Here is a 25,980-nt window from a genome sequence, read left to right as displayed (position 1 = left end):
TGAATAGCTCTAATTCAAATTAATTAAGCGAATTGACTTCGCAAATGTTTTGCTTCAAATCATTATGATTGAAGACCCTACACATTTGATTCGTCGAAACTTTATTCAGTTTTCAAAGGTCTACCTTAACCATCACCGAAGCAACAGTCAACATTAATGATTATATCAGATGTCATTTTAGATGTCAACAGTTAATTTCAATATTTTTCAAATTAACTCATCAGTCATCCTCAACAGACAACTTTTATAGTATATCATCTTTCATCAAACTAGTCAACGATAAATTTGATTAATTTATCTTAACCAGTAATATCATTATACTTACTTTCAACAATCTTGTCAATATAATATGATATATTTTTCATATTATATTTTTGAAACGTAAGAGCAATATTATTAATGCAATTAAATTGGTATAGCCAATTTAATTTGCTAATTTCAAAAGACAACAGTTAAATACTATATAGGTTCCCTGCCTATTTTGCAAGAGTAAATTTAAAAATAATCATAAATGATTGACGTTCTAACTTCATTTTGTAATGATAACAGTCAAAATCACTCTCTAATATTACGAAAGAAGACGATAGAAATTAAAATTGCAATTAGCAGTGATAACCACCTAGATGTCAATAAGGTAAATATCAATGATGCGTTAAAATTTCAAGCACGCTGGCTTAACGCAAACCATCTTGACTATTACTTATATGCTGGGGATCTTTTCAATGATTTTTTCAAAACAAGATCCTATTTCGAGCACTTACAGCAATTAACGGCAAACACTAAAATTGCCTATATTATTGGCAACCATGATATGTTAAATAATCTTAGTTTTAGTGAAGCAAAACATTCTCATTTTCCATCCTACATTCATAATCAATTCATTGATCTTCCAAATAGTAACTGGCGAATAATCGGAAATAACGGCTGGTACGATTATTCCCTTTCGGCTTATCGAAATCAACTAAAAAAAGTGCAGGCGTGGAAAAACGTTTACTGGCTTGATAGTTCTATTGATCAGCCAATTTCAGATCAAGAAAGAATGGCCACAGTTATTACACAAGTCAAGCATCAATTAAACTTAGCAAAAGAGAATAATAAATCCGTCATTTTTCTTACTCACTTTGCTCCCCGTCACGAACTACTTGCAGCAAAACCTAAAGAAGTTAATACTCCTCGAAGAGAACATTTTTATCAAATGGTAAACGCCATGATGGGGAGTGATCGTCTCGGCAACCTCCTAGAAGATTCAAATGTTGTTCGCTACGTTTTTTATGGTCACCTTCACGGCATTCATCCCCCACTTACCTGCCATGACGTAACATACCTAAATCAGTCAGTCGGGGTTAGCAATAAGCGAATTAATGAATGGCAAAAAGGGAATTTCTATGATCAATGGACGACTACGCTCCGCATAATCAATCTACCATAATACTTAAAACGCCAATTTCAGATCTTTTACCTGAAATTGGCGTTTAATTAATACTTTTATTTTGTGGATCGGAATCAGACATTAATAGTCTTTCCATATTCATCGTTGATCGTGTCGACAACATCCTTAACAGTCATGTCATCTTGAACAACAGTTTCACCATCACGAAGGGTATATTTAACATCTTCATTCAGATTGTTAAAGTCAACATCGTTCCCCTTTGCATCAACAAAATCGAACTTACTTGCTTGGAAGTTCTTAAGAGCATCTTGATCAATATTCATGATTAATGCTTCCTTTCACTTCCTATTGTAGTCTTCTTTTTAAAAAGTGAACGATCTTTTTCCACTTTTTTCTACATTTCTTCGCCCATCTTTTTATACGAATCCATTCCGCCGAGCCATAGTTGATCCATTGGAACGTGGCGCTCCTCAGCAAAGGCCTTCATCAATGTCATGTGATTCATTAAATGGTACTTCTTATCAGGATTTGCCGGATCAATTACCTGAAGCTGTGCCATCATTCCGCCATCCTCGTGTTCAATAATGTGGCAGTGATACATAAAGACTCCAGAAACATGGAACCACACTTTAATAACTACGTGTTCACCAGGATTAATGGCAACCGTATCCTTTAATCCTAACTCATTTGGATATGGAGCATGACCATTCCGCGAAATAACTTCGAATGCCGTTCCGTGCATGTGGTAAGGGTGAATCATCCCCGGTGCTGGATTAGTGTTGCAAATATCCCACAACTGGACCTTCCCCATTGGCATCTTATAATCAATCCGGTCCATCTTAAACTTCTTCCCATTCATTGCAACGGTCTCATCCATTCCATCAAGGGTAACATGATGAACTGGCAGATCCGGATCAACAGCTGGATCAGGAGTTTCAAATAGGGTGTCAGGAATCATGGTATTGTCCGGCTTAAATTCATGAATTCGGAACCGCAATAGCGGAACATCATCAGAGTAAAGCGTTACGACATCCCCTGGTTTATATTTGCCAAAATCAACGATGATTTCTTGTCGTTCGGCACAGGTAATCAGTAGTTTCGTCATTTTTACTGGATGAGGAAGCAGACTTAAATCACCAGCAATTTGTGTAAATTCAAGATTATCACTGAAATGCAAACGAAATTCCCGCCGGTTCGCGCCATCTAAGAACCGTAACCGAACCTTCTGTGTTGTCACATCAAAGTACGGATTGATCGTTCCGTTAATCATTGGCGTTGGTCCAGCAACACCATCTGGATCATAGTCTTCACGGTAATTCCATTGATTATTCTCATGGAAGCGCCGGTCTTGTAAAATAACTGGAATATCATCAACTCCATAGTTTCGTGGCAATGGAAGACTGCTTTCATGATCATCTTGAACAATTGCACCAGCAGCAAGTCCATGCCAGACTTGCTCGGCAGTTGATGGACACGGGTGCGCATGGAGCCAAACAAAGGCGGCAGGTTGGTCGATCTTAAAAGTAACGTCACGACTCTCGCCTGGGTACACTGGCGCATGGCATCCACCATCCTCAATTGGCCCTGGAATTGCTAGCCCATGCCAATGAAAAGTGGTAACTTCTGGTAAATGATTAACCAAATGAAGGTGAATGGTCTTCCCCTTCTTAAATACCACCGTTTTTCCTAGAAGCGGTGCATTATATCCCCATGTCTTTGTCTTTTCTCCAGGCATCAATTGCACTTCACCCGTTTGGGCAACGATTGTGTAGTACATATCAGTTGCCGTTTCATTATCGGGTTTCAAAATTTCCGGAATAGTTAATGGCTTTTCTGGTGTCTGTGGTTCTTCTAGTGGTACGTAACCACCGTCATGGTAGTCATACGCTGCCTCATCATAAAAATAATGGTCGATCACTTTTGGTTCACTCATCGATAATTCCTCCAATGACTTTATTCAGTTTCATTATAGTTCTCTCGGCTTGACTTGACCATTTTAATTTCAACACCAAAAAAGCAATCCAAGGAACATCCCCAGGATTGCTTTTAAACTAATTAATCATCGTCTTCCATGTAGTGAAGATCATCAAATTTCTTGTCCGCTTGTTGCTTAGCCAGTTGTGGATTCTGGTAGTAAACGCTTGATGTCCAGTATCCAGCTCCTTCAGCAACCACAAGAACTTTGACTTGCTTACCATTAATGGTTTCGGTATGAATTGCATACGATGAACCATCCCCAGCAGTTTGACACCAACCACGAATATTAAGGAAATGCAAGCCGTGAACATCCACAAAGCGAGCACTTGACCAGTACCGGGTTGCATTTTGGACTCTGGTACTAGGGGTATCCCCAGCAAGAAAGGTTGGATCCTGCTTGTACAGGTGGTATTGTTGACCATCTTCACCCAAGATTGTGTTCTTACTAAATGTAATCTTACTATTTGAATTATAGTCTGAGCTGTACCAAGTCCCTTGCATTTCTGCTGGAACGGTAACTGCTTCTTGACGACCATATTGGTGCCCCGTAGTTGTCGAACTACTAGTTGAGCTTGATTGACTACCGGATTGCTTATCAATTACCTGAGTATTCTTTGCTAAATCACCTACTAACTTTGCTTGGCCCTGGCGATTAACGTATGAAGCCATGTCTTGCTTACTAATTGTTGTCAATTTGTGACTAAGTTTCCCCGCCTTAACATTCTGGTAAATATTAACAGTGTTGTCCTTATTGATGGTATAAACTAACCCGGTTGATTTGCCACCAGCGGTTACATCGTAGGCAACTTCTTGACCATTATCACTTAACTTATATTTACTGGTTGAGTATAGGTTAACTTGAAGTCCCTGCTTTTGGGCTTTCTTTGCCATGCTTGCCCAATCGTCACCATATTTGTTCCCGGCATAGGTTGCAATCAGGCTCACCGCTTGTTGTGGTGAAAGGTTATTAGTGCTGACCTTTTCGTTACTCTTTGCTACCAGCAAACTGCTACTGCTGGAAGAAGAGGAATTCTTAACCTGACTGGTCTGCTGACTCCCACAACCTGCTAACAGCAATGCCAGCCCGGCAATCATCAGCTTACTAATACTTTGCGTTTTCATTGGTTATCCTCCAATTAAGATTTAACATTAGTATACAACGCTTCTTTTGACAAATCATAATTGGTTGGCAGATAACTGTTTCCTAAACCACAGCGTACTGTTGATACTGGATCGTTGAACCTAGATAATAATTGATTCCCCAATTAGGCATTTTTGATTGTGCTAAGTGTTCAATGAACGACGAATAAACTTCAGCTCGCCGTGAAAACGGTATTCGTTGCCAAGCCTTCGCATCCTTGACTCCACCTGCCATAATCAGATCCGCAAAACGGCCGCCATGCTGATACTCCCTTGGCGACCGATAAATTTTCTTGGCCCGTTGGCGGAGGAGACTATCTTTAGGCTGTTGGACATCAAGATAATAATGAGTCTTCCGGAGATGGGGATAAACAAAATAGTTACCATGAGGAATCCCATAGTTAAATGATTCGGTATTGGCAATGGATTCTAATTTTGCAATTGAGTAATGTGCTGGATCACTATCAACCTTACCGTCTGCAGTTAACTTATATGAATTCCATTCACTAATAAACTTGCCCCGATCGATATTAATAATAAATTCAACCATTCGTGCAGGATTATTACGAAGCCGCCAAGAATTACGCGTTAGTTGAACTTTCATGTTACGAGGATAAAAGACATCATTCCGTGTTCGGTTGTGATAATTGCTAGCAGTTTCGTAATCTAATCGTATTTTTTGTTTGTGAGCAAAGTTTAATAACCGTTGAAAGTCGTTTTGACCGGAATATTGATGAATATAGTTTAAATAAAACAAGTCAAGATAACTCCGAAAAAGATGAATCTTTCTTCCGAGTTCATCTTCTTTCAATCCGCGAGAAGTCTGGTAGGCATCAATCACTAGTTGACGAAATTTAACAAAAAACGGTGATAGTGGCGAAAGCTCTAATTCTAAATAGATAGGATCTATTTGGAGAAAGTCATTTTGATCGATTGTAGCAGCAAACTCATCATCAAGTACCATCCTTAATCGGTGCTTAGGTGAAAAATCCGAATCTAAAATTCTCATTAGCTGATTTAGCTTTTCAGTCATCAGGTCCACCGTCCCTTCTTAAAACAGTGGTTTAAATTTAGCATTAAAATAAGAAGATTATGTAATTAATTCCTTTAAATAATTAATAATATTAAGTATTGCTGATTAGCTAACCGGTTTCCACTTCTTAAATTCCTTCTCAGTAATTGATATTTTTATATTGGCTATTAAAAGATATAAAGTATAATTAACTACAGGAGGGGATTAGAATGTCACTAATGCAAAACACTTCAGAAATTAGTAAGACCGAACAACAAGTTTACTTAATTACCTTAATTCGTAAGAGTCCTGATCTACCAATGTACATCGATAATATGATTTACGAATCAGTTCAATCAGGGCAGAAATTTATGACCAAGCTAGTGGCTGCTTTCTCACGTGCCGGCTACCGTGACAATAAAGTCGATGATGATCATTATGAATTGACTAACGGTCTTGATAAGATTTCATTATCAGGAAAACTAGAAGATGTATTTAAAGATTAAATTTTAATATTGAAGAGAAATAAAGAATCCAATGTTCAGTAAAATGACTGAAAATTGGATTCTTTATTTTATTAATGATCTTATTTAATAATCGTCACTTGGCTCTTAATTGGAACGGTATTTACCAAATTATCACGAACCGGACAGGTATTTTCCATAAATTCAACAAACTTTTCCGTATTTTCTTTCGATTCATCCGTATTAAAATGAGCATCCATTCTTATTTCATCAAATCCTGGACGATCACCATTAATAATCCCATTTAATACCAAGTAGAAGGAACGGTATGTAAAATGCTGTTTCCGGTAAAATGAGCCAGCAACAATTGATTCACAAGCACCAAGCGCACATAACAGCGCTTCTTTCGGAACTAATCCCTCTTCGTATCCGTTTCGTCGTCCTGTTAAATCATATTTAATTTGAAAGTCACGAACTTGTGCTTGGTAAATATTTGCTTCTTCAGCACTAGTAACCCTTGCCTTATATGTTGTCATTTGCTCTTCACTTACTTTCTACTTTGTAGTTACTTGTCCAACAACTATTTTGATTCCATTACGCAAATTATCCATAATCGGTGACTGCTGCTCAACCTTTTGCATAAATGTTGCACACTCTTCCGCAGAAGCAGTGGTCTTAACCTGATAATTAATCCGAATTTCTTGAAGGCCATTCCGTATCTCAGGATTTCCCATAAACCCGCGAGGATCGAGATCTCCTTCCAGTTCGATTGTCATTTGATCGTACTGGAACCCTTCATCTTTTGCTAGTTGTTTGGCAGTAGCTTGCAGAGAAGCACCCAAAGTACTGAGTTCTAATTCGACTGGGTTCATCCCCGTATTAGTTCCACCAGCATTTTTAGGTTCATCAATTGAATAATGTACACCATGAGAATGGGTATCTACCTGAAGCCCCTGGTTAGTTTTACGTGCAGTTGCATTGTAACATTCCATTTGATTATCCTCCCTTAGTTTGTTATCTTCATCATAAATGGTTTCTCACTTTTAGAAAACGTTTTCAAAAATTACTGAGGAACTAAAGAATTTTTGAGGAAGAAGATAAAATGTACCAGCGTAAAATACCTAAAGAATTTTACTGCACTGTGGATTATGCCCTTGATATTTTTGGCGGCAAGTGGAAGCCCCGGTTACTTTGTATTATTGCAAATGACGAGCCGATCCGTTATCAAAAATTAAAGGAACAAATGGAAAACATTTCTGATACCGCACTAGCAGATAGCCTTAAAGAGCTTCAAAATGCCGGAATTGTTAAACGACATCAATTTAACGAAATGCCACTCCGGGTTGAGTATTCTCTAACCGCCAAGGGAGAAACATTAATTCCCGTACTGAACAAGATTTCCGCTTGGGCAATTCAAAATAGTTCCAGTAGCATTTATCAAGGCAAGCATTTCAAGCAAATTCACCAAAAAGCATTCCAAACTAAAAAGAACGGTGACTGATTTTAATTCAATCACTGTTCTTTTTTCTTCTAGAAAATAGTCGGTACCAATCCACCATCTAATCGTAACACTTCACCAGAGAATGATGAGGAATACGGGCTGGCAACAAAGGCGGTAAAACGGCCAACTTCTTCTGGGCGAATTAACCGTTGGATCTGTGATAGTGGCCGGTGATGCTTCATAAAGTCACTTTCCCATTCTGCTTCAGGAAGTTCAGTATTCTTGTACATATCAGTAAGCATTTGCTGAACTCCTTCAGTTAAAGTTGAGCCCGGCATAATTGTATTGACAGTCACATGTGTTCCCTTGGTTAGCTTTGAAAGACTCTTCGCTAAGGAGAGATTCATCGTCTTAGTCAAACTATACTGTGGCATTTCTCCTGATGGCATTACTGCTTCCTCACTAGCAATAAAGATTATCCGACCGAAGTTTTCTGCCAGCATCTTTGGTAAATAGAACTTAACTAAGACATTGCCAGAATAGAAGTTAACATCAATAAACTTTTGCCAAGTTTCTTCAGAAATGTCAAAGTAATTCATTGGTTTAAAAATTCCCATGTTATTAACCAGAATATCAACTTGCGGAAAGGCCTTAAATAGTTTTTGACGCTGAGAATCCTGAGATAGATCATAAGCAGCTGCTTGTGGAGTAGTTTCTGGGAACTTCCTCTTAAGTTCAGCTACCACTTGTTGAACAACTTCAAGCTTTCGCCCATTAACAATAACATTCGTGCCTTCTTTTGCAAGTTCATTGGCAATTGCCTTCCCAATTCCCTTAGTAGAACCAGTTACTAACGCGGTTTTTCCCTTTAATCCAAGTTCCATTATTCGTTCCTCCTCTTGCACTGTCTTTTGTATTATCAATATTTTGCACTAATACTTACTATTTACAAGTAGAAAAATAAATGATCATTATTTTCATAGTCTAATTTTATTCTGCACCATCAATTAGTCCACTAATAACCCTTAAAAGCTAAATCTACTTTCTAAGCTAAGTTTGGTGTTATAGTAAAGATACAATAATTTACGTAATAATTAAGGAGGAATCCATTTATGCGAGCTTTTACTCATGACGAATTGGCAAAATACGATGGTCGTGAAGGACGGCCAGGCTACATTGGTGTTAATGGAAATGTCTATGATGTTTCTACAGTTCCTGAATGGCAAGGCGCTGAAGTCCACGGGAGCGTCGTGGGACATGATTTATCTAGCGTTACCTACCAAGAAGCTGCTCGAAAATACTCACCAATTTCAAAGCTACCTCTAATTGGAAAATTAGTTGATTGAACTATAAATTAAGCAAAAAAATGTGAAACTAAGAATATCAACTTACTTCTTAGCTTCACATTTCTTTTTCATCGATAATGCTTTTAAGTATTCGAAAAGTCAGCGGGTTAATTTCCAGTATTAACTACGGTAAAACGTTCTTGATGATATTGAGGTGCCAAAATCTCACTAACCACGATTTCTGCAACCGTACCAGTTGTTACTTTTGACTCGCCTTGCTCGTTAAAGAGTAATTCATCTTTACCCAGCTTATAGTCAGAAACTGGACCCGGTTCGAAGTTTGCTGCAGGTGAAATTCCAACCCAGTCAACGTCTGTAATTGCCTCAAGATATTGAAGCTCCTTTAACTGTTGACGAGGGGTATTAATCCAATTTTCTGAATCAGGCATCTTTTCAATATCCTTGATAAACAAATGCCGATCGTTACCGGTCTGCAGGCTTCCAGCACCCAGAATAAAGATTAGCCTAATTTTGTCCTTACGCGCAAGACTAATCAACTTCTCAGCAAGTTTAATATGCCGTTCTGCATTAGCCGGATTAGTTCCGTAAGCATCAATAATTACATCAAAACGTGCTAATACACTATCAATTATTGCAAAGATGTCGCCACTTAATAATTGCGCGTCATCACCAAGAACCTTCTTAGCTTTCCCTTCATGGCGAACTATTCCCGTTACGTCTAATCCCGGTTGGGCCGCAGCTAATTTATAAATTGCACTCCCTGCCATTCCAGAAGCGCCAATTATTCCAACTTTAGTCATTGTCCATTGCTCCTTTCCTCATAATTATATTTATAACAACTTTATCATGAGACAAGGAAATTACCAAAGAAAAGGCTTTCGCAAATTACTTTTTCTTCAGCTTTTGCCCCTCTGTACGAAGTTCCGCCAACCACTTTTCGTGCTGTTCTTCATACTTCCGGTCGCCTTTAATAAAGAAGTAAGCAACCGCAGCAAGAATTGCAATGACCGTTCCAACTAACAATGTCTTTGAAGTAAAGTTGGTAACCATATAACAAGAAACAAGTAATGCTAACCCGGGAATCAGGTACTTTCCGGGTAACTCGAAGCCATGCGTTGGATACTCATTGGTATGCTTAAATTTAACAACAGCAAGGATCGTTGGAACATACTGAATAAATGAAGCTAAGACAGTACAATTAACTAAAAAGAGGTAACTTTGAGTAGAAAACAATGCCGAAAGAATTGACGTAAGAATAATTCCAATCCACGGTGCATCATGGCGGTTCTTCTTACCAACGAATTTTGGCAACATTCCATGCTCGTTAGCCAATGACGCAATTAACGATGGAGTGTTGAATGAGGCGGAGAAAGCTACCCCAAAGATACTTACTAACATCCCAAAAATAATAATTGCATAACCCCACTGACCAATTGCACTACCGAGCGCATTAGCTAATGGAGTTGAATAGCCACCCAGTTTTACACCAGAAAGGCCAACAGCAACCGTCATCATCAAGGCGTCCAAAATAGTGACACTAACCATTACCGCAATCAGTACTCGGGGAATGTTTTTCTCGGGATTATTCATTTGCTGAGCAGCAATTGGTAGAAAAGAAAAACCAGTAAAGAGGTAGAAAATAGGTGTAAAAGCTTCTCCAAAGTGATGAAGAAACGGCATTGGTCCCTTGAGTGCCGCTTGAGGAATTGCTGGCATAAAATTAGCTTTATGAATAAAAAATACCCCAACAACGATAAAGATGATCAACGTTAGAATCTTAGCAGCTGCCGAAACGTTATTGACTACTTTAACAATACTCCGACCATAGAAGTTAATCAGAGCAAACAGAAGAATTAAGCCAACTGCCCCAATACCATAAACAACGGGGTTTTTAAATACCGGCAAGAAACTTTTGAGAGTTGTTAACAACGCAACAATTTCGGCCGAAAGAGTGCAACAGCCCAGGAACCAGGTAAAGATCCCTAATTCATAACCCGTAAAGCGGCCAAAAGCATGGTAAGAATATAGCCACGCTGCTCCAGACCCAGTAAACCGACTTGACATATCGGCATAACACAAAGCAATTAAAGATACCGTAACAGCAGTACAAAGAAGAACTACGACTGCTGATAAGTTCATGTAACGATAAATCACTGACGGAAGTAAAAATGTTCCTGAACCAATGACTCCATTAATTCCCAAAAAGTAAATTGAAATAAATGAAAGTTTCTTAGGAATTGACTTTTGACTAGCGATAATAACCACCTCATAACTAAAAAATAACTTAATTTATATTGTAGTCGTTTTTTTAGGAAATGGTAATTCATCCCCTGGCATTCTAAACTCCCACTGGTATTTCTCCCTAAGCTAGACTAAAATTTGCTTAAATGAAATCCTTTAAGGTTAACGGGAGGTTCGTCCAATGATCCATAACATTCAGACCGTTTCTAACTATATTGAAGAAATTGAAAAGCTAATTAATAATAAGCGTCACAATTATTATTTTCGTGGACAAGATGACGCCTTTTCCAATACTTTGCCAGCAATTTTTCGGAGCCGAAAGCTTCTTGATAATGAGGATAATCTATTCAATGACTTTTTGATGACAGATCCCCAACTTTTTGAAAAATGTCGTACTAATTTTGAACGGTTAGCGTTAATGGAACACTACCACCTTCCTACTCGACTATTAGATGTTAGTTCTAACCCTTTAATTGCTTTGTTCTTTGCTGTTAAGGGTGGTCAGGGAAATGGTGAAGTTTATGTTTATAAGGACGAGCCTAACCCAGATAAACTGGCTGAAATGTTAGAACAACGGGGATGGCAGAATCTAATTGCCGAGTATAAGAGTAAGAATAAGCTAACCAGTCACAATTACTTTAAGAAAAACGCCTTTAGTAACGAAATGCAGCTTGAATCTTCGCTTGCTCGACAATCGTTAGCTGATAAAGCCGCCTTTTTCCAATCAATTAAAAATTTTTATAAACTAGATAATGATTATATTGGGCAACAGCACAAACTGTGGAGCCACAGTTATGATAGTTACTTTGATGATCAGGATTCTGATTACTTTGCAGAATTCAAGCGTGATCTGCAAACTTTACCATTCTTACGATTATTCGAAGAAGCGAAGCGGGATATTCCGAGCTTTACCAACAAGTTGAATCCCTTGGAATTAATTGTCCCTAAGATCGTAACAATTAAACGAATGAGTCGGCGAATGGAAAACCAACAAGGCCTTTTCCTCTTCGTTCCTTTTATTGGTGAAGAATATGATCCAACAATTAACATTGATTATTCAGAAGTCGAACGTCGTGCCCAGCTAGCAATCGATATTCTTAGTCTCTATAATGCTGAAAATCCGGCTGAAAAAGAAAAATATATTATTCCAGCAAAGTATAAGCGTTCAATTCTTGACGAGCTAGCTAAATTAGGGATTGATTACAGCTTCATCTATCCTGAAGATCACGCTAAGAAAGCAGAAATGATTAAGGCAAAGTACCTTGGTCTTTAAAAAGAACAACCTAAGCTTAGTCCGCAATGAAATTAGTGATTTTGGATAAGCTTAGGTTGTTTTTTTATTGATCAGCTTGTTTAAGAATGGCTGTTAAAGCCAATTGAGATTATCGACTTCATTAAATTCAATTTACTTAATATGACTACTTGTGAAATGCTCAAAATGATCCGGAAATTCAGTTGGAACAAATGGCTGTTGATAAATATATTTAAACAGTGCTTGATATTGGGAATATAGTTTTTGTTCATTTTTATTTGGAGCCGGAACATAGTAATGTTTACCGATAAGATCCTTAGGTAAATATTCCTGCCGGGCGATCTTATGGGGTAATTCAAACATATTTTGCATTACTCCAGCACCCCTTAATTTAGCAGCTCCTTGATAGTGGGCGTCTTGTAAGTATTTAGGCATTGGATGATTTGTAGGATGTTCAGCATCTTTAGCCGCCTAGTAGTATGCTTGCATTGCCGAATCAGAACGAGGTGCCACCGCAAGTAATATCGTTGCTATGGCTACATGAGTTGAAGCCCGCGGCAAGCCAATTTCTAATGCGGTGTTAGCCAAGGTAATTACCTGAGTAGCTCTCGCTGGATCAGCTAGTCCCACATCTAGTGCGGCTGAATCTTTTAGTCTTCTAACGACCGACTCCAGATCACCAGATTTTAAGATTACCGCTAAGTAATAAAGTGCTGCATCAGCATCAGATCCTTCAATTGAATCCTGAAATGCAGATAAGTAATCATAGTGTTTGGTTGCATCTTTATCGAAAGCAAAATGTTGTTTTTTAGCAAATTCTTCGATATCAGTCATTAACAGTTGATCTGGATGCATGGCATGGAGAGTATCCAAAATATTAAGCGCCACTCTGACATCGCCATTACCACTATTTGCAATTGCATGTGCCTGTTCTTTCGGTAATGTAAATTTTAAATGATCTTGAGCTGCCCGAACAAGTACCGGTTCAATCTCTTCAGCAGTAATCGGATAGAATTCAAAAATTTGGCAACGTGACCGAATTGCTGGTTGAATTGCCATAATTGGATTCTCAGTTGTTGTTCCTACCAATAGGATATGACCATTTTCAAGATACGGTAATAAATAATCCTGAATTGGCTTTGTTAACCGGTGAATTTCATCAAGTAAAAGAACAAAACTTTCATTAGGATGCTTGTCTACTAGTTTTTGCAATTGACTTTTGTTTTGAATTGACGCATTAAATTTCTCAAACGGTAATTGTAAAGTTTTCGACATTACATAAGCTAAAGTAGTTTTCCCTGATCCAGGTGGTCCCCATAGTAATAAACTAACTGCAAGATGCTTCGTAATAATCTGATAAAGCGGGCGCCCTGGACTAAGTAATTGTTTCTGCCCAACCATTTGTTCAAGCGAGGCCGGTCTCATTACATCAGCTAATGGTTGCTTAAAAGCCATTTGATTATCCTCCTAACTTAGTAAAGTTTGTACTTACTAATAATAAGGTCAATGACTAATGATTACCAGTAATTACCTTAGTCAAATAGCGCCATAAGATATTTTAATTTTCTGGCCAGAACAGGTCATCCAAGGATTTACCTAATACCTGACAGATCCTAATACAAAGATCAACCGATGGATTATAATTCCCCTTTTCGATGGCAGAAATTGTTTGACGAGAAACCCCCACCTGATTAGCTAACTCTTGTTGGGACCAATCCTTACCTGCTCGTGCTGCCTTCATCCTTAAATTCTTCATAATATTAATCTCTCTCGTCTTGGTCACGATGAATACAATAAATCATTAAGCCACCAATAGATACACAATAAATTGCTAACATCAGCAATCCAACATCTGGATTCCATACTCGTAAACTACCAGATGCTGTTATTAAATCAGTGATAGACTGAGCACCATCTAAAAGTCCATATAAGAGAAAGAGCCACCCCAAATACTTTCTTCTTTTCTGATTGATAGCAAAATACGCTGAATTCCATAACACATAAATACTAAAAATCCATAATCCTATAAAAAGAGGCGTTAACACTAACAACTGAGGTGCTAACTGGACCTTACGCACTGCAACTGCAAGAAGAGCATCCACAAGCATCATTGCCAAAAATCCATATTTAAATCCTTTTCCTCGAATTAATTCTTGCCGTTCATCATAATTAGCTTTTTTGCTGCCAAATTTTATTGCTAAAAGAAGAAATACCAAGGCCACAATGAATATAATCAAGGGAACATCCATTACTGATTACCTTCTTTCTATTTTTTATAAGGATAAAGTCATTTTGTCTTTATGTCAAGTTTACATGACATTTTGTATAAAAAAGATACCACTCACATTCCTGTGAATGGCATTGATATCCATATTAATTAATAAATACCTATTTTTTATTAACCCGTTGGCGTAACAAATAATGTTTTACTTTCCCACTAGCATTCGTTGGCAATTGGGCAACTCGAATGTAGCGTCGCGGAACCTTAAAATGAGCTAGGTGTTGATAACCAAAATGAATTAAATTCTCAATATCTGGTTCATTATCGGTAACAATAAATGCAACCGGTACTGCGCCCCATTTAGGATCGTTTTGACCCACAACTGCAACTTGCTTAATTCCTGGATATTGTTGATAAACCTGTTCAACTTCTTGAGGAAAAATATTTTCTCCACCCGAAATGAACATCTCATCTAACCGGCCGTCAACATAAAGATAGCCTTCATTATCCAAGCGGCCAACATCACCAGTATGGTACCAACCAGCCGTCATTTTACGCTCTAATCTTCCTGGCTGGTTAAGATAACCAGGAGTTAACGCAGGTGACTTAAGGAGAATTTCGTTATTTTCTGGTGCCAACCGTACCTGATTCATAAAAAGTGGTTGTCCAACAGAACCAAGTTTCCGCAATGCATCCTGCGCTCGCAACGCAACAATTTGTGAACAAGTCTCCGTCATTCCATAACACTGAACAACTGGAATTTGAAGACTTGCACATTGCTTTAACGTTGCCATATCAGTTGTTCCGCCACCAAGTAACATACAACGAAAATGCTTGTTATAATGACTTTGACTATTTTTACGCTGTTCAAGCAGTTTTTGCAGCATAAATGGCACAACTGACATAATCGTTACCGGTTCGTCTACTAGGATCTTTTCAATTGTCGTTACGCAAAACTTTTTGGCTAGGCGGACAGTAATGCCATAGATTAATCCCCGCATTAAAATTGAAAAACCACTTATATGGAAAATTGGCGCCACGCAAAGCCATTCATCATTCGCTTCTAAGCCCAAATTAAGTGCGGACGAAACCGCTGAGTAAAAGTGGTTGCCAAATGTTTGCAAAACTCCTTTAGGATTCCCGGTCGTTCCGGATGTATACATAATGCTGGCAACTTGATCGAAGTCAAACTCGGGAACTAGTTGGCCATCTTGAGCTGGTATTTTCAAAAAATGCTCAAAGCTCGTGAATCGTTTATCCATTGTGGGACGGACTAGCGAATCAGCCACTAGACAACAAGTTAATCGGCTGTCTGCCATTTGGCGGTCTAATTCATCATTAGCCAGTCGCCAGTTTAACCAAACAATCGTCCTCCCACTCGCTAGTACTGTCATCGCAATTTCATACCCAACCAGCGTATTATCTGTCAAAATTCCTACAAATTTACCAGGTTTCAGCTGATTTAGTCGCCCAATATTAGCAGCAACAACGTCTCGTAGCTGATTAAAGGTTAATTGTTTTTGTCCGTCGGTAATTGCGACCTTATCGGGTTGGGTACTCGATTGCTTAAGCAACCAATTTTGCGTTTTCATCTTGTAACATCACCAGCTTAAGGAAACTTTGGAAATTGATCAAAGTTCGGATCCCGTTTTTGATTGAACGCATCGCGGCCTTCCTTTCCTTCATCAGTCGTGTAGAAAAGCATCGTAGCATCTCCACCAAGCTGTTGTAAGCCAGCTAGGCCATCAGTATCAGCATTCATCGCTGCTTTGATAAAGCGCAGTGCAGTTGGTGATTTTTTAAGAATTTCATTACACCAATCAAGGGTAACTGATTCAACCTGATCCAACGGTACAACCTTGTTAATCCAGTTCATTTGGTATGCTTCTTCAGCTGAGTAAAAGTGGTTTAAGAACCAGACTTCTTTAGCTCGTTTATGACCAATTACTCGAGCTAAGTAGCCAGAACCATAACCAGCATCAAAACTCCCGACTTTGGGACCAGTTTGGCCAAATTTTGCATTATCAGCAGCAATTGTCAAGTCGCAAACTAATTGCAAAATATTACCACCGCCAACGGACCACCCTTTAACCATTGCAATTACCGGTTTAGGAATAATCCGAATGAGATGCTGAAGATCCAAAACATTTAAACGCGCAATGTGATCTGGGCCAACATAGCCACCGTTTCCACGAACTCCTTGGTCACCACCAGAAGAGAATGCCTTGTCTCCCGCTCCAGTTAGGATAATCACGCCAATTGTGCTATCATCACGACAGATCGTAAAAGCATCGATCATTTCTTGAATCGTTACTGGCGTAAAGGCATTCATTTTCTTAGGCCGATTCATGGTAATCTTTGCAATTTTACCAGCGCGTTCAAAAATAATTTCCGAATAATCTTTAACATTTTTCCAATCTACACTTGTCATTTTAAGCTTCCTTCCAATATGAGGTGAATATTATGAATCTACTACAATACTTAGGAATTAAAATTCAAACGGTAACTGCTAACCAAGTAATTATTAGTATCAATGTGACTGATCAAATAAAGCAGCCCTTTGGTATCGTTCATGGTGGAATCAACGCTACTCTAGCCGAAACGGCTGCTTCTTTAGGAGCCAATGCATGGCTAGCCGACAATGAGCGTCACCAAGTAGCAACAGGAGTCGACATTAATACTCAACACCTCCGTGCCGTTAAAACAGGGATCCTCAAAGCCGTTGCTACCCCATTGAAGTTGGGCCGAAGAATCCAAACTTGGCAAGTTCAAACCTTTAATGATGATCAACTCACTAGCAATAGTACCGTTTCCTTACTAAATACTACCCTAGATAACTAATTAGTCCGATTGATAGTTCTTCTTTTATAAGTGTTTTGCCAAAAAGTTCTCAATAATTTCAAAAACTTGTGGCTGCAGGAATTGAGCATCCATGTGACCAGCACCGTTAAGAACGTACATATCAGCAGGCACTTGATTTTCAATCAACTTATCATAGAGCTGTTCGCTGTCTTTCAATGGAACTACCATATCGTTAGTTCCGTGGAAGATTAAGAATGGGACAGTTTGTTGATCAATATATGATAGTGGATTGGCTGTCCGATCGAGTTCTGGCGCATCTTCAGGTTCTGCGCCTAATAAATTGCGGTAAACAAAATCAAAGTCATTAGTAGCGCTTCCCTCCTTAGCTGTCAGGGGATCAACTACTCCATAGAATGGGACAACAACCTGAACATCACTTGAAACATCAAGGTGATCACCCTTATCAAATTCTCGATGACCGTTAGTAACCCCAAGCATACTAACCATATGACCACCGGCAGATTCGCCCATTGCAACAAAGCGATCTGGGTCGGCCTGATAACGATCTGCATTAGCCCGAATGTAGCGAATAGCAGCTTTAGCATCTTCTAATTGTCCTGGGAACTGAACCTTATTACTATCACGATATTCAACACCCACTAAAATATAACCATCGTGGGCAAAATCAACAAGATTAGGTAAGTGGACATTGTTATCAGTATCCATCCAGCCACCACCAGCAAACCAGAAAATTACCGGATAGCGTTTATCACTATCATTCTGAAAGTGACGAATAACTGTTAATTTAAGATCTCTAGTAGTATTACCTAGCCAGCCTGGGACTTGAGTGTAGGTGACATTCGTATCCATCCATAAACCATCACGAACTGTCTTAACATCAATCGTTTTCTTCATTTTAGTCATAACTCCTTTAACGCAAAATCTCTAAGCGCTTTGATTGTAACAAATAATCTGCTATTGATAAACTAAGGTGGCCGTTCAGTAAAAGTTAAAAATAAAAAGACAGACTATAACTGTAAAGATCTACCAAAACTATGCATTCCTTACTTACCAGTACAGCCCTTAGTATATTTTCTCTACTCAATTCTCTACTCAATATAGTAAAATAATTGATTGTTAATTCTTCAGAAGGAGTGTGGACATCCTTGAAAGTAAAAATTTCCCTTAACTGGTGGGGAGTAATTATTTTAGCGGCTTTGATTTATGCATTATGGCGTTAAAGTTTAGTTTCATTAGCTTAAAAGAGTGTAGTAATATTTTTAACTCAAACCATCTAGAATAATCAGAATTGATAATTATTTTTACTACTCGTATCTAAAATCAGATTTTAAAAAATTATTCTACAATTAAACATAATAAAAAGCCTATAGACTAAGCAAAAACAACTTAATCTATAGGCTTTAAACATTAATAATGCTGACTAGAGTCGCTGTTTTGTAGTAGCTGAGGTATTGGTACGACAGCATTCGACTCTAAACGTGTTAAGGTTTTGTGTTAATCTCATGGTCAGAAACTATGGTCAAAAGCTGGTGTGACGGCAATCCAAGGTATTTTGAATTACTCTATCTAAACGATTGCCTTTCAGCTAAGTAATAAACTTTTACTTTGTCAAAGTTTATTAAGCAATTTGCTTATATCGTTAATTATTAACTGACCGTTATATATTTCTTCTTTGCTTAAAAGGAGTGTGGTTCGAATTTTTTAATGACATACTCTAGAGACTGGGTTAAATGAGCATCATTAAATCAACGAAAACTAGTTTATCAAGTTATAAAGTATAAGGCAAGACCAAATTTTAAAATAATCAAAAAAGTGATAGATTTCACCGACAATAATGGTGATTAATTAGAGAGATGAAACACTAATACAACAACACTTGACTCTAAATATAATAAGACTTTGTATTAAAACTATAGTCAAAAGCTGATGTAACGAAAAATGAACATTATTTTAACTTAGCAAATTCTTTTTGAAACATTCCATATAAAGTTTTCCACTTACTATCATCAGCATTTGCTTTACTTAAACTTTGGACAGAATATTCATTATTCTCATCATACCATAAATTCCAGATTGCCTTTGGTACATTGTCAAAGTTTATGGCTCCCGTTAGTCTTCGATATGCAGTATTGGAAAACTCTGTTAAAACTTTATCTTTATAAGTCGTCGAATTTAATACTTTATTACCTTCTCGATCCTTTTTATCGTTCTCTTTCTCTATGCAGTTTATTATTTGATGGGGGAATTCGTTGTACTTTAATAAATATTTTCCAATTTCCATAAGAGATTGCCATTTTTCTAAAAGAGTATTTTCCTCTGATGACCCAAGAAAATTTACAAATTGTCCATCTTTATCTTTAAGAAGTTCTTCAGAAATATCATAAATTCCATTTACTTTTATCCGCTTTAATTCACACTTTAATAAACCAGATAATTGGCTATGGTTCCCTGATGATACTAACACAATCCCTAACGGATAAATGTATAAATTGTCAATATTAGAATTTGTATTATCAAATCGATTATCAGCATCATTTCCAATGCCTCTTAAACTATCAATAATTCTTTCATTACTCCATGGCATAGTAATGAAAGCTACATCTTCAGAATTTATAAGAATAGGATTATCATGTATATCAATATTTTTGTAAATATTATTTCTTGGTAGAAAGTCACTCAATCCTAACTCAGGTGCAGAATTAGGTTCGTATATCGTTTTATACCCGTAATCATTGTAAGTAATACTATTACAAATAATTTTTTTGCAAGTACATTAATGTATGAAACTTATCAATAGTATGATCTCCGCTATCTTTCTGATTCATTAAGTAGTTAATTGATTCCCTTAACTCTTCAACATTACCTACTGTCTTTTTATTATTATTCGAATTAAATATACTAAATATTTTAAGCATGTAGATCTCCTCCTCTTTCTCCTTAACACATTTTAACACGCAACCATCCTTGCCACATCAGCAATCCAAGCACTTCTACTACTCAAAAACCACTTATTAACATCCGCCCGTGTTAACAAACGTGTTAAAACAGCGCCATTTAAGCAACGAAAAAAGTCTGTAACGCCAACGGTAATCGCTGGTATTACAGGCTTATGTGTTCTTTGTAGTGCTCATGAGGGAAAGAAAGCCTACGACCTCATGACGTCAATCATTGAATACGAAAACGAAGATGTGTTCGAGAATATTTCACATGGTCCCGAATGGTATGCACACCAGCCATTAACTAACTCAGAAAAGCCAATTGCGGACGTTCGACAATCGATTATCGCCGCCGGTGATAAATACATTAATGCTATAGTAAACGCCCAAAAAGAACTTGATCCTTTTTTCAACAATTAAATAGATTTTCTAATAATAAAAAAATCCCCGACCAAAACCGGTCGAGGATTTTGTAGTTTAACTACTTTTATTTCAGTGTTGAACACTATTAAACGTAACAATCATCTTAATCATCTTGCTTAGAACACATGATAAGTTGCTTCATGTAGGTCTGTAGGTCATCAATAATCTGCAACATCACCTTAGCCACGTCTGCTCGGTTAGTACGCGGTGCTCCTGGCATTTTGTAGCCAGATGCTGCATCCCTAACCAGCGGATTTTCACTTCTTTCTCCGTTAAATAGTGGACCAGGATGAATAGTCGTCCAATCGAGATCAGAAGACGGTAACTGCTTTTCACCAGCCTCATGATCAGCAAAATTTCCCTTTAAAAATCCTTTAGCCCCCATCCGATATGGATAACGGGTATTTTCATAAGTAGCACCAACACCTAATGCTGACAGGCTGATTAGGCGTTTAACTCCTGCTTTATCCATTGCTTCAATAATGTTTGGAATAGCAAGAGCAAACAATTTTCCACTGCTATTAGAAACCGGATTACCAAGCGCCACTAAAACCGCATCACAACCTTTCATAGCCGACGCCATTTTATCAATATCGTTTAATTCACCAGTTACTACCGTTATTTGATCACGATGAGTTAACTTATCTGGGTGACGAACATAGGCAATAACTGAATATTTCTTTTCTAAAGACTGGAGAACCAGTTCTTCTCCGGTCCGTCCGGTTGCACCAAAAATGCAAAGTTTCATTTAACAAGCCCCCTATAGGTTATCTTCGATCCAGTTAAAAATCATTTCACTCGCCGGAGCATAACCGCCCATCTGTGTATGCTGTTGGGCTGTTGAATTCTCATCAAAAAACAAGTAATCCTTCGGACAGGTTAGCTGATTATAGAATTCCTTAGCAGCCTCTGGATTAATCTCAGCGGCCCCATTCAGCACCAATACTTTGGATTGAATTTGATCAATGATATCGCTGTTGTCATATTTAGCTAACTCAGGCAATAATTCTTTTTCAGAGCAACCATGCTTCCAGGTATAATCTTTAAGCATGTATTCCAACATTGCTGGTCGTAATCTTTTTGGCAAGGCTAGAATTTTGTTTAAACGCTGTCCAATCATTTTGCCCCAAGCGATATTACCAGGATCAGCAATGCATACCTTGATTCGCTTATCAAAAGCTGCTGCCCGGGGAACCTGGAAGCCGCCAAAGCTCATTCCCATCACACCAATTCGTGATGGATCGACGTCAGACAGTCCCACAGCAAAGTCTAAGACAGGTTTCATGACGTTTTCAAAATCAGGTCGGAATGATAACCCCTGAAGTCGAAGGGTCATTCCCTGACCTGGGCCATCAAAGGTCAAAGCATTAATGCCACGCTTAATTGCAGCATCTGTTACCCAACGTGTATCATCGGCCCAAGTATCACGACCAGGAACGACAATCAGCAGTGGCGACTTTCCGTTAGCGTGTGGTGACTGAAAATAGTGCCCTGGCAGAGTCGTATTTTCATAAGGAATTTCAATTGCTTTGCCGGGATACCCGGAAAGTTTCATTGACTTATCATAGCAACCCTGGCTAAGTCTACAATACTGTCTGATTCGCGGATCCGCAACATCTCCGAAGTACATCAAAGCAACTCGCCAATAGGTTGAAGCACGAAGGTATGCACTACCTGCACTGACCAGCTTGTTAGCTTGTTCATATTGTATCGCCCGCTCCTGCAAACGATTTGCCATCGTAGCCCAGGCGCTGATCCAGGTCTGTTCGTCACCATTCTTCAAATTAGCGTTTACCTCTAAAACTTCACCGACATCGGCCATCCGGTAATTAACTAACCCTAAAACATGTTTGACGAGGGCGTCTTGTAACATATTCTTACTGAATTTCTGTGACGACCAATGATTATTGAATTTTATAAATTCTTCAGTCATATTAATTTATCCTTTCTATTTTTCCCGTTTTTGTTGTTCGATCTTGCTTGTCCGCATCCCTGGGAAGATCCAGTTCCACTTACCACAAAGCTTGATCATTGCTGGTACAAAGATCAATCGGACAATAAAGGCATCAAAGAAGACCCCAAAGGCTAGTGCTAATCCGATTGACTTGCTAGTTGGGTTAGTAGTAACGGCAAAACTACCGAATACGGAAATCATAATTAACCCAGCGGTAATGATAACCTTAGCGTTTTCGCGCATACCGATGCGAACTGCCTCAGTAGTATCCCCAGTTAACAGGTAAATCTCCCGAATCCGTGATACTAGGAAAACTTCATAGTCCATTGCCAGACCAAATAAGATTCCAATTGCAATCACTGGTAAGAAAGCAATAATCGGTGCTCCCTTACTAATACCGAAAACAGTGTGCATAACGGCATCTTGCATAACAGCGGTCAAGGCACCAAATGATGCCAAGAGTGACATTCCAAAGCCAGCCATAGCAACTAGCGGGACAATGAAGGAACGGAAAACTAACATCATTAAGACAAAGGCCAGTGTCATAACAATTCCAGCAAATATTGGAATGGCATGGTTTAGCTTTTGAACGATATCGATATTGATAGCGTTGGATCCCGTGAGAATGAGTTTGGTATTCATCTCATCTTCAGTTGTCTTGGAATATTTCTTTATATTGTGAGCTAACTTATCAGTCTTAACTGATTCAGGTCCATGGGTAGGGATCACCATGAAGACAGCATAGTTTCCGTCGGGTAGCTTACCACCTGACTGCTGAAGCACCATCTGTTGCTGAGCGGCACTTGCTTGCTGACCGGGCTGTCCTTGACCAGCCATTTGCTTCTGTTTAGCGGATTGTTGAGCAGCACTTGTGGTACTACCAGGTTGCTGAGAATTATTCATTTGACCAGGTTGAGATTGCTGGCCTTGTTGCATTCCGGATTGACCAGAGCCAACTTTACCTCCGCCACTGATCATCCCCGGTGTCGCCATCTTGACGTACTTCATATTGGACAGATGATCGGTGATCTTCATGACTGTCTGTTGTTTTTCCTGCGGACTGGCATTCTTGTCTAACTTGGCAACAACAATTAATTGACCATTGATTCCCTCGCCAAACTTATCGGACAGAATATCATAAGCCTTTCGCTCAGTCTGATTGGTTGGTAATGCGCCATTATAAGGCATTCCCAATCTCATATGACCAGACGGAATGGCAAATGCTATAAGAACCAGCACACTGGCAATCGCAGTGACAGACGGGTGCTTGATAATCGTATGTTCAACTATCCCACTTTTGTTCTTGCGGTGATGTGGTTCTTCTTTTGCTGGTTTAATATGCCGATGAGCTAACGAAATCAGTGCTGGTAACAGAGTCATTGCTGATAAGATCGCAAAAGCCACCCCAACAGCAGCAGCTAGTCCCATTTGCGTCAAGAAGTCAATACCAACCAGACTTAAACCCGATACTGCAATAATGACTGTGATTCCTGCAAATAGTACTGAACTACCTGCAGTTCCCATGGCATCACCAAGAGCTGTAAGGTAATCATTTTGTGTCGCACGATTAGTCCGATAACGGTTGATGATGAAGAGGGCGTAATCAATCCCACAGGCTAGGCTAAGGATCATCGCCAAACTCTGGGCGACTGATGCGGTCTCAAAGTAGTTAGAACCAATTCCGATAACTATAAGACCCAGTGCCAAGCCGGTAACCGCACTAATGATTGGTAAGCCAGCCGTGATAAAGGAACGAAAGAGAACCATCATGAAGACAAAAGCGATTGCGACACCAATCAGTTCGGCAATTTCATTAACCCCCATCGGGTGAATTGAAACGGTTCCGGTGTATTCTACTTCAACACCTTTCTGGTCATCTAATGTTTTGAAAGCTTGTTGCGTCTTATGGATTGTCGCTGGAGTAACCGAATTTGTCTTCTGGTCATAGGTTACCGTTGCGTAAGTAGTCGTCAGATCTTTGCTAAACTTTTGTTCCTGATAAGGGTTAGTAACAGACGCTACGTGTGGTTTCTTCTTTGCCTTAGTTACGGCACTATTAATTGCCTGTTCTGTTTTTGGTTGCAATAATCCTTTCTTATCTTTGGTTTTTATTACAACCTGAAGGGTTCCATGATCAGTGTCCTGGTGAAATTCCTTCTTTAAGGTTGATTGAATTTCAGTTGATGGAATTCCTGAGATGGATAGTGACTCATTGTAGTTGGAGCCTAACTTAGCTACGATAGTTCCGAAGCCGAGTAATGCTACTAACCATATAATAATTGCGGCCCACTTGTGTTTGGCCATACACTGGCCGATTTTCTTTAATAGTTTTCCCATACTCTCTCCTCTTTCTTTATTGACTTTCTAAATTATAGTCAGCATAATTTTAATAAACTATAGATAATAAAATAGCACTGCTAATTAAAGCGACAGTGTTTAGAAAGTGGTGATAAAGTGGCGGATTTAAGAAAATTACGCACCCAGCGAGAAATTCAACAAGCACTGGCTGACCTCCTATTAAAGAAGACATTCAGTAAAATTACGGTAACCGACATTGTTAACAAGGCGCTGATTAATCGCAACACCTTTTACCTGCATTATCGGGATAAATATGACTTAGTTGATCAGATAATAATGACAATGGTTGACCAATCAAGTTTCTCCATCAACGAATTCAATACAACACCATTCTATTTCTTACGATCAATCTCAAATGAAGCTTCTGACTTGGGGCATCAGATCATCAACCGCCAGCGAGCAGACAGCGAATTTCAGGAAGTAGTTTTAAAAACTATTCTCAAATTGGTAATGACAGATGCCGACAGTTCTAACAGTCAGATTTGGTTTACTTTCGGTAAGCTTTCTGCAATCATGGCCTGGAATAACCAACACGGCTATTACTATGACATCATTCAAGACGCTGACCAACTTCAGCAAATTTTTGACACTGAAGAATTTCCTAAGTTAAATGACTGATTAAACAAGTTCTGATGATAATGTAACATCATTAATCGTTTTTACATGTTGAAATCACCAAAGTGCACACAAAAAAATGGGCGTAAAGCCCATTAAATCAGTATATACAACCTTTTCCCGATGTAAGGTCATGCACACAGTTTTTCTGTGTGCACAGCCGTGTGCATAACATTCTTAAATAAACAAAAATAATCCCTAATACATCTTCGTAAAACGTTGATATATCAAGGATTAATAAACTTTGTAAGTTTTAATTATGCTGACTAGAGGATTCGAACCTCCGACCTCATCATTACTAGTGACGTGCTCTGCCAACTGAGCTAAGTCAGCATCAAGCGTGGCAACATCCTATCCTCGCAGGGAGCGATCCCCCAACTACTTTTGGCGTGTTGAAGCTTAACTTCTGTGTTCGGCATGGGAACA

26 protein-coding genes, 1 tRNA gene, 1 rRNA gene and 1 pseudogene are annotated in these 25,980 nt (G+C 38.7%); 8 read left to right on the top strand and 21 right to left on the bottom strand.

Annotated elements, in window-relative coordinates:
- The first annotated feature begins 511 nt into the window (after positions 1 to 511).
- Positions 512 to 1,429 carry a metallophosphoesterase gene (locus tag MR181_RS08350; protein ID WP_242336990.1) on the top strand — a complete coding sequence of 306 codons (918 nt, stop codon included), beginning with the start codon at positions 512 to 514 and terminating at the stop codon, positions 1,427 to 1,429.
- 74 nt (positions 1,430 to 1,503) lie between these two features.
- Here MR181_RS08350 and MR181_RS08345 read toward each other — a convergent pair whose 3' ends face one another.
- The 4 genes from MR181_RS08345 to MR181_RS08330 all read right to left on the bottom strand — a co-directional run bounded on the left by MR181_RS08345 (position 1,504) and on the right by MR181_RS08330 (position 5,540).
- A complete protein-coding gene (locus MR181_RS08345) occupies positions 1,504 to 1,713 on the bottom strand; it encodes a hypothetical protein (protein WP_191911876.1) in 210 nt (69 codons plus the stop codon).
- A gap of 71 nt (positions 1,714 to 1,784) precedes the next feature.
- The gene (locus tag MR181_RS08340; RefSeq protein WP_242336986.1) at positions 1,785 to 3,323 is read right to left on the bottom strand and encodes a multicopper oxidase family protein; all 1,539 of its coding nucleotides are present in this window, start codon (positions 3,321 to 3,323) and stop codon (positions 1,785 to 1,787) included.
- A gap of 122 nt (positions 3,324 to 3,445) precedes the next feature.
- Positions 3,446 to 4,489, bottom strand: coding sequence for a hypothetical protein (locus MR181_RS08335; protein ID WP_242336983.1), 1,044 nt, complete (start codon positions 4,487 to 4,489; stop codon positions 3,446 to 3,448).
- 82 nt (positions 4,490 to 4,571) lie between these two features.
- Positions 4,572 to 5,540, bottom strand: a complete 969-nt coding sequence (locus tag MR181_RS08330; RefSeq protein WP_242336981.1) for a DUF3114 domain-containing protein — start codon at positions 5,538 to 5,540, stop codon at positions 4,572 to 4,574.
- Between the two features lie 209 nt (positions 5,541 to 5,749).
- Between MR181_RS08330 and MR181_RS08325 the strand changes: the two genes are divergently transcribed.
- A complete protein-coding gene (locus MR181_RS08325; RefSeq protein WP_242336977.1) occupies positions 5,750 to 6,025 on the top strand; it encodes a hypothetical protein in 276 nt (91 codons plus the stop codon).
- Between the two features lie 80 nt (positions 6,026 to 6,105).
- Here MR181_RS08325 and MR181_RS08320 read toward each other — a convergent pair whose 3' ends face one another.
- Together MR181_RS08320 and MR181_RS08315 are read right to left on the bottom strand one after the other, a co-directional pair.
- Positions 6,106 to 6,519, bottom strand: coding sequence for an OsmC family protein (locus MR181_RS08320; protein WP_242336974.1), 414 nt, complete (start codon positions 6,517 to 6,519; stop codon positions 6,106 to 6,108).
- 18 nt (positions 6,520 to 6,537) lie between these two features.
- The gene (locus tag MR181_RS08315) at positions 6,538 to 6,975 is read right to left on the bottom strand and encodes an OsmC family protein (RefSeq protein ID WP_191911870.1); all 438 of its coding nucleotides are present in this window, start codon (positions 6,973 to 6,975) and stop codon (positions 6,538 to 6,540) included.
- Between the two features lie 110 nt (positions 6,976 to 7,085).
- Here MR181_RS08315 and MR181_RS08310 point away from each other — a divergent pair, with 110 nt between their 5' ends.
- Complete coding sequence (locus tag MR181_RS08310; protein ID WP_191911869.1) at positions 7,086 to 7,484, top strand: winged helix-turn-helix transcriptional regulator; 399 nt, start codon at positions 7,086 to 7,088, stop codon at positions 7,482 to 7,484.
- Between the two features lie 29 nt (positions 7,485 to 7,513).
- On the opposite strand, the gene MR181_RS08305 is transcribed toward MR181_RS08310, so the two are convergent.
- Positions 7,514 to 8,308, bottom strand: a complete 795-nt coding sequence (locus MR181_RS08305) for an SDR family NAD(P)-dependent oxidoreductase (RefSeq protein WP_242336971.1) — start codon at positions 8,306 to 8,308, stop codon at positions 7,514 to 7,516.
- A 228-nt stretch (positions 8,309 to 8,536) separates the two neighbouring features.
- Here MR181_RS08305 and MR181_RS08300 point away from each other — a divergent pair, with 228 nt between their 5' ends.
- Positions 8,537 to 8,770: a cytochrome b5-like heme/steroid binding domain-containing protein gene (locus MR181_RS08300; RefSeq protein WP_242336968.1), complete on the top strand. Its 234-nt coding sequence runs from the start codon at positions 8,537 to 8,539 to the stop codon at positions 8,768 to 8,770.
- A gap of 107 nt (positions 8,771 to 8,877) precedes the next feature.
- On the opposite strand, the gene MR181_RS08295 is transcribed toward MR181_RS08300, so the two are convergent.
- Together MR181_RS08295 and MR181_RS08290 are read right to left on the bottom strand one after the other, a co-directional pair.
- A complete protein-coding gene (locus MR181_RS08295; RefSeq protein WP_242336965.1) occupies positions 8,878 to 9,531 on the bottom strand; it encodes an NAD(P)-dependent oxidoreductase in 654 nt (217 codons plus the stop codon).
- A gap of 85 nt (positions 9,532 to 9,616) precedes the next feature.
- Positions 9,617 to 10,996: an APC family permease gene (locus tag MR181_RS08290; RefSeq protein ID WP_242336962.1), complete on the bottom strand. Its 1,380-nt coding sequence runs from the start codon at positions 10,994 to 10,996 to the stop codon at positions 9,617 to 9,619.
- Positions 10,997 to 11,153: 157 nt separating this feature from the next.
- Between MR181_RS08290 and MR181_RS08285 the strand changes: the two genes are divergently transcribed.
- Positions 11,154 to 12,245, top strand: a complete 1,092-nt coding sequence (locus MR181_RS08285) for an FRG domain-containing protein (protein ID WP_242336959.1) — start codon at positions 11,154 to 11,156, stop codon at positions 12,243 to 12,245.
- 132 nt (positions 12,246 to 12,377) lie between these two features.
- On the opposite strand, the pseudogene MR181_RS08280 reads toward MR181_RS08285, so the two are convergent.
- The 5 genes and pseudogenes from MR181_RS08280 to menB all read right to left on the bottom strand — a co-directional run bounded on the left by MR181_RS08280 (position 12,378) and on the right by menB (position 16,876).
- A pseudogene (locus MR181_RS08280) lies at positions 12,378 to 13,679 on the bottom strand (replication-associated recombination protein A).
- A 103-nt stretch (positions 13,680 to 13,782) separates the two neighbouring features.
- A complete protein-coding gene (locus tag MR181_RS08275) occupies positions 13,783 to 13,980 on the bottom strand; it encodes a helix-turn-helix transcriptional regulator (RefSeq protein ID WP_242336957.1) in 198 nt (65 codons plus the stop codon).
- A gap of 4 nt (positions 13,981 to 13,984) precedes the next feature.
- Positions 13,985 to 14,473 (bottom strand): hypothetical protein, encoded by a 489-nt coding sequence (locus tag MR181_RS08270; RefSeq protein ID WP_242336953.1) that lies wholly within the window; start codon positions 14,471 to 14,473, stop codon positions 13,985 to 13,987.
- Positions 14,474 to 14,612: 139 nt separating this feature from the next.
- Entirely contained in the window at positions 14,613 to 16,037 is a 1,425-nt protein-coding gene (locus tag MR181_RS08265; protein ID WP_242336951.1) for an o-succinylbenzoate--CoA ligase, read from the bottom strand.
- Between the two features lie 17 nt (positions 16,038 to 16,054).
- Complete coding sequence (gene menB / locus MR181_RS08260; RefSeq protein WP_003717942.1) at positions 16,055 to 16,876, bottom strand: 1,4-dihydroxy-2-naphthoyl-CoA synthase; 822 nt, start codon at positions 16,874 to 16,876, stop codon at positions 16,055 to 16,057.
- Between the two features lie 32 nt (positions 16,877 to 16,908).
- Between menB and MR181_RS08255 the strand changes: the two genes are divergently transcribed.
- Entirely contained in the window at positions 16,909 to 17,286 is a 378-nt protein-coding gene (locus MR181_RS08255; RefSeq protein WP_191911860.1) for a PaaI family thioesterase, read from the top strand.
- A gap of 24 nt (positions 17,287 to 17,310) precedes the next feature.
- Here the strand turns inward: MR181_RS08255 and MR181_RS08250 are convergent, their stop codons facing one another.
- Together MR181_RS08250 and MR181_RS08245 are read right to left on the bottom strand one after the other, a co-directional pair.
- Positions 17,311 to 18,162: an alpha/beta hydrolase gene (locus tag MR181_RS08250; protein WP_242336948.1), complete on the bottom strand. Its 852-nt coding sequence runs from the start codon at positions 18,160 to 18,162 to the stop codon at positions 17,311 to 17,313.
- Positions 18,163 to 19,213: 1,051 nt separating this feature from the next.
- On the bottom strand, positions 19,214 to 19,981 hold the full coding sequence (locus MR181_RS08245) for a DUF6710 family protein (RefSeq protein ID WP_479691196.1): 768 nt from the start codon (positions 19,979 to 19,981) through the stop codon (positions 19,214 to 19,216).
- 442 nt (positions 19,982 to 20,423) lie between these two features.
- Here MR181_RS08245 and MR181_RS08240 point away from each other — a divergent pair, with 442 nt between their 5' ends.
- Positions 20,424 to 20,624: a hypothetical protein gene (locus MR181_RS08240; RefSeq protein WP_242336942.1), complete on the top strand. Its 201-nt coding sequence runs from the start codon at positions 20,424 to 20,426 to the stop codon at positions 20,622 to 20,624.
- Between the two features lie 106 nt (positions 20,625 to 20,730).
- Here the strand turns inward: MR181_RS08240 and MR181_RS08235 are convergent, their stop codons facing one another.
- Genes MR181_RS08235 through MR181_RS08225 form a run of 3 tightly spaced genes read right to left on the bottom strand, consistent with a single transcriptional unit; the run spans position 20,731 to position 24,918 of the window.
- The gene (locus tag MR181_RS08235) at positions 20,731 to 21,375 is read right to left on the bottom strand and encodes an NAD(P)-dependent oxidoreductase (protein ID WP_242336939.1); all 645 of its coding nucleotides are present in this window, start codon (positions 21,373 to 21,375) and stop codon (positions 20,731 to 20,733) included.
- 12 nt (positions 21,376 to 21,387) lie between these two features.
- Complete coding sequence (locus MR181_RS08230; protein ID WP_242336936.1) at positions 21,388 to 22,560, bottom strand: alpha/beta hydrolase family protein; 1,173 nt, start codon at positions 22,558 to 22,560, stop codon at positions 21,388 to 21,390.
- A gap of 15 nt (positions 22,561 to 22,575) precedes the next feature.
- On the bottom strand, positions 22,576 to 24,918 hold the full coding sequence (locus MR181_RS08225) for an MMPL family transporter (RefSeq protein WP_242336933.1): 2,343 nt from the start codon (positions 24,916 to 24,918) through the stop codon (positions 22,576 to 22,578).
- 117 nt (positions 24,919 to 25,035) lie between these two features.
- Here MR181_RS08225 and MR181_RS08220 point away from each other — a divergent pair, with 117 nt between their 5' ends.
- Positions 25,036 to 25,557, top strand: coding sequence for a TetR/AcrR family transcriptional regulator (locus tag MR181_RS08220; protein ID WP_242336930.1), 522 nt, complete (start codon positions 25,036 to 25,038; stop codon positions 25,555 to 25,557).
- A 257-nt stretch (positions 25,558 to 25,814) separates the two neighbouring features.
- Here MR181_RS08220 and MR181_RS08215 read toward each other — a convergent pair.
- Positions 25,815 to 25,887, bottom strand: a tRNA-Thr gene (locus tag MR181_RS08215).
- Positions 25,888 to 25,892: 5 nt separating this feature from the next.
- Positions 25,893 to 25,980, bottom strand: a 5S ribosomal RNA gene (rrf, locus tag MR181_RS08885); the annotation flags it as partial.

The sequence above is a fragment of the Limosilactobacillus urinaemulieris genome (assembly GCF_932750685.1).
GTDB classification, from domain to species: Bacteria; Bacillota; Bacilli; order Lactobacillales; family Lactobacillaceae; genus Limosilactobacillus; species Limosilactobacillus urinaemulieris.
The sequence above is the reverse complement of the archived record's forward strand: the minus strand, read 5'-3'. Positions and strand labels throughout refer to the sequence as shown.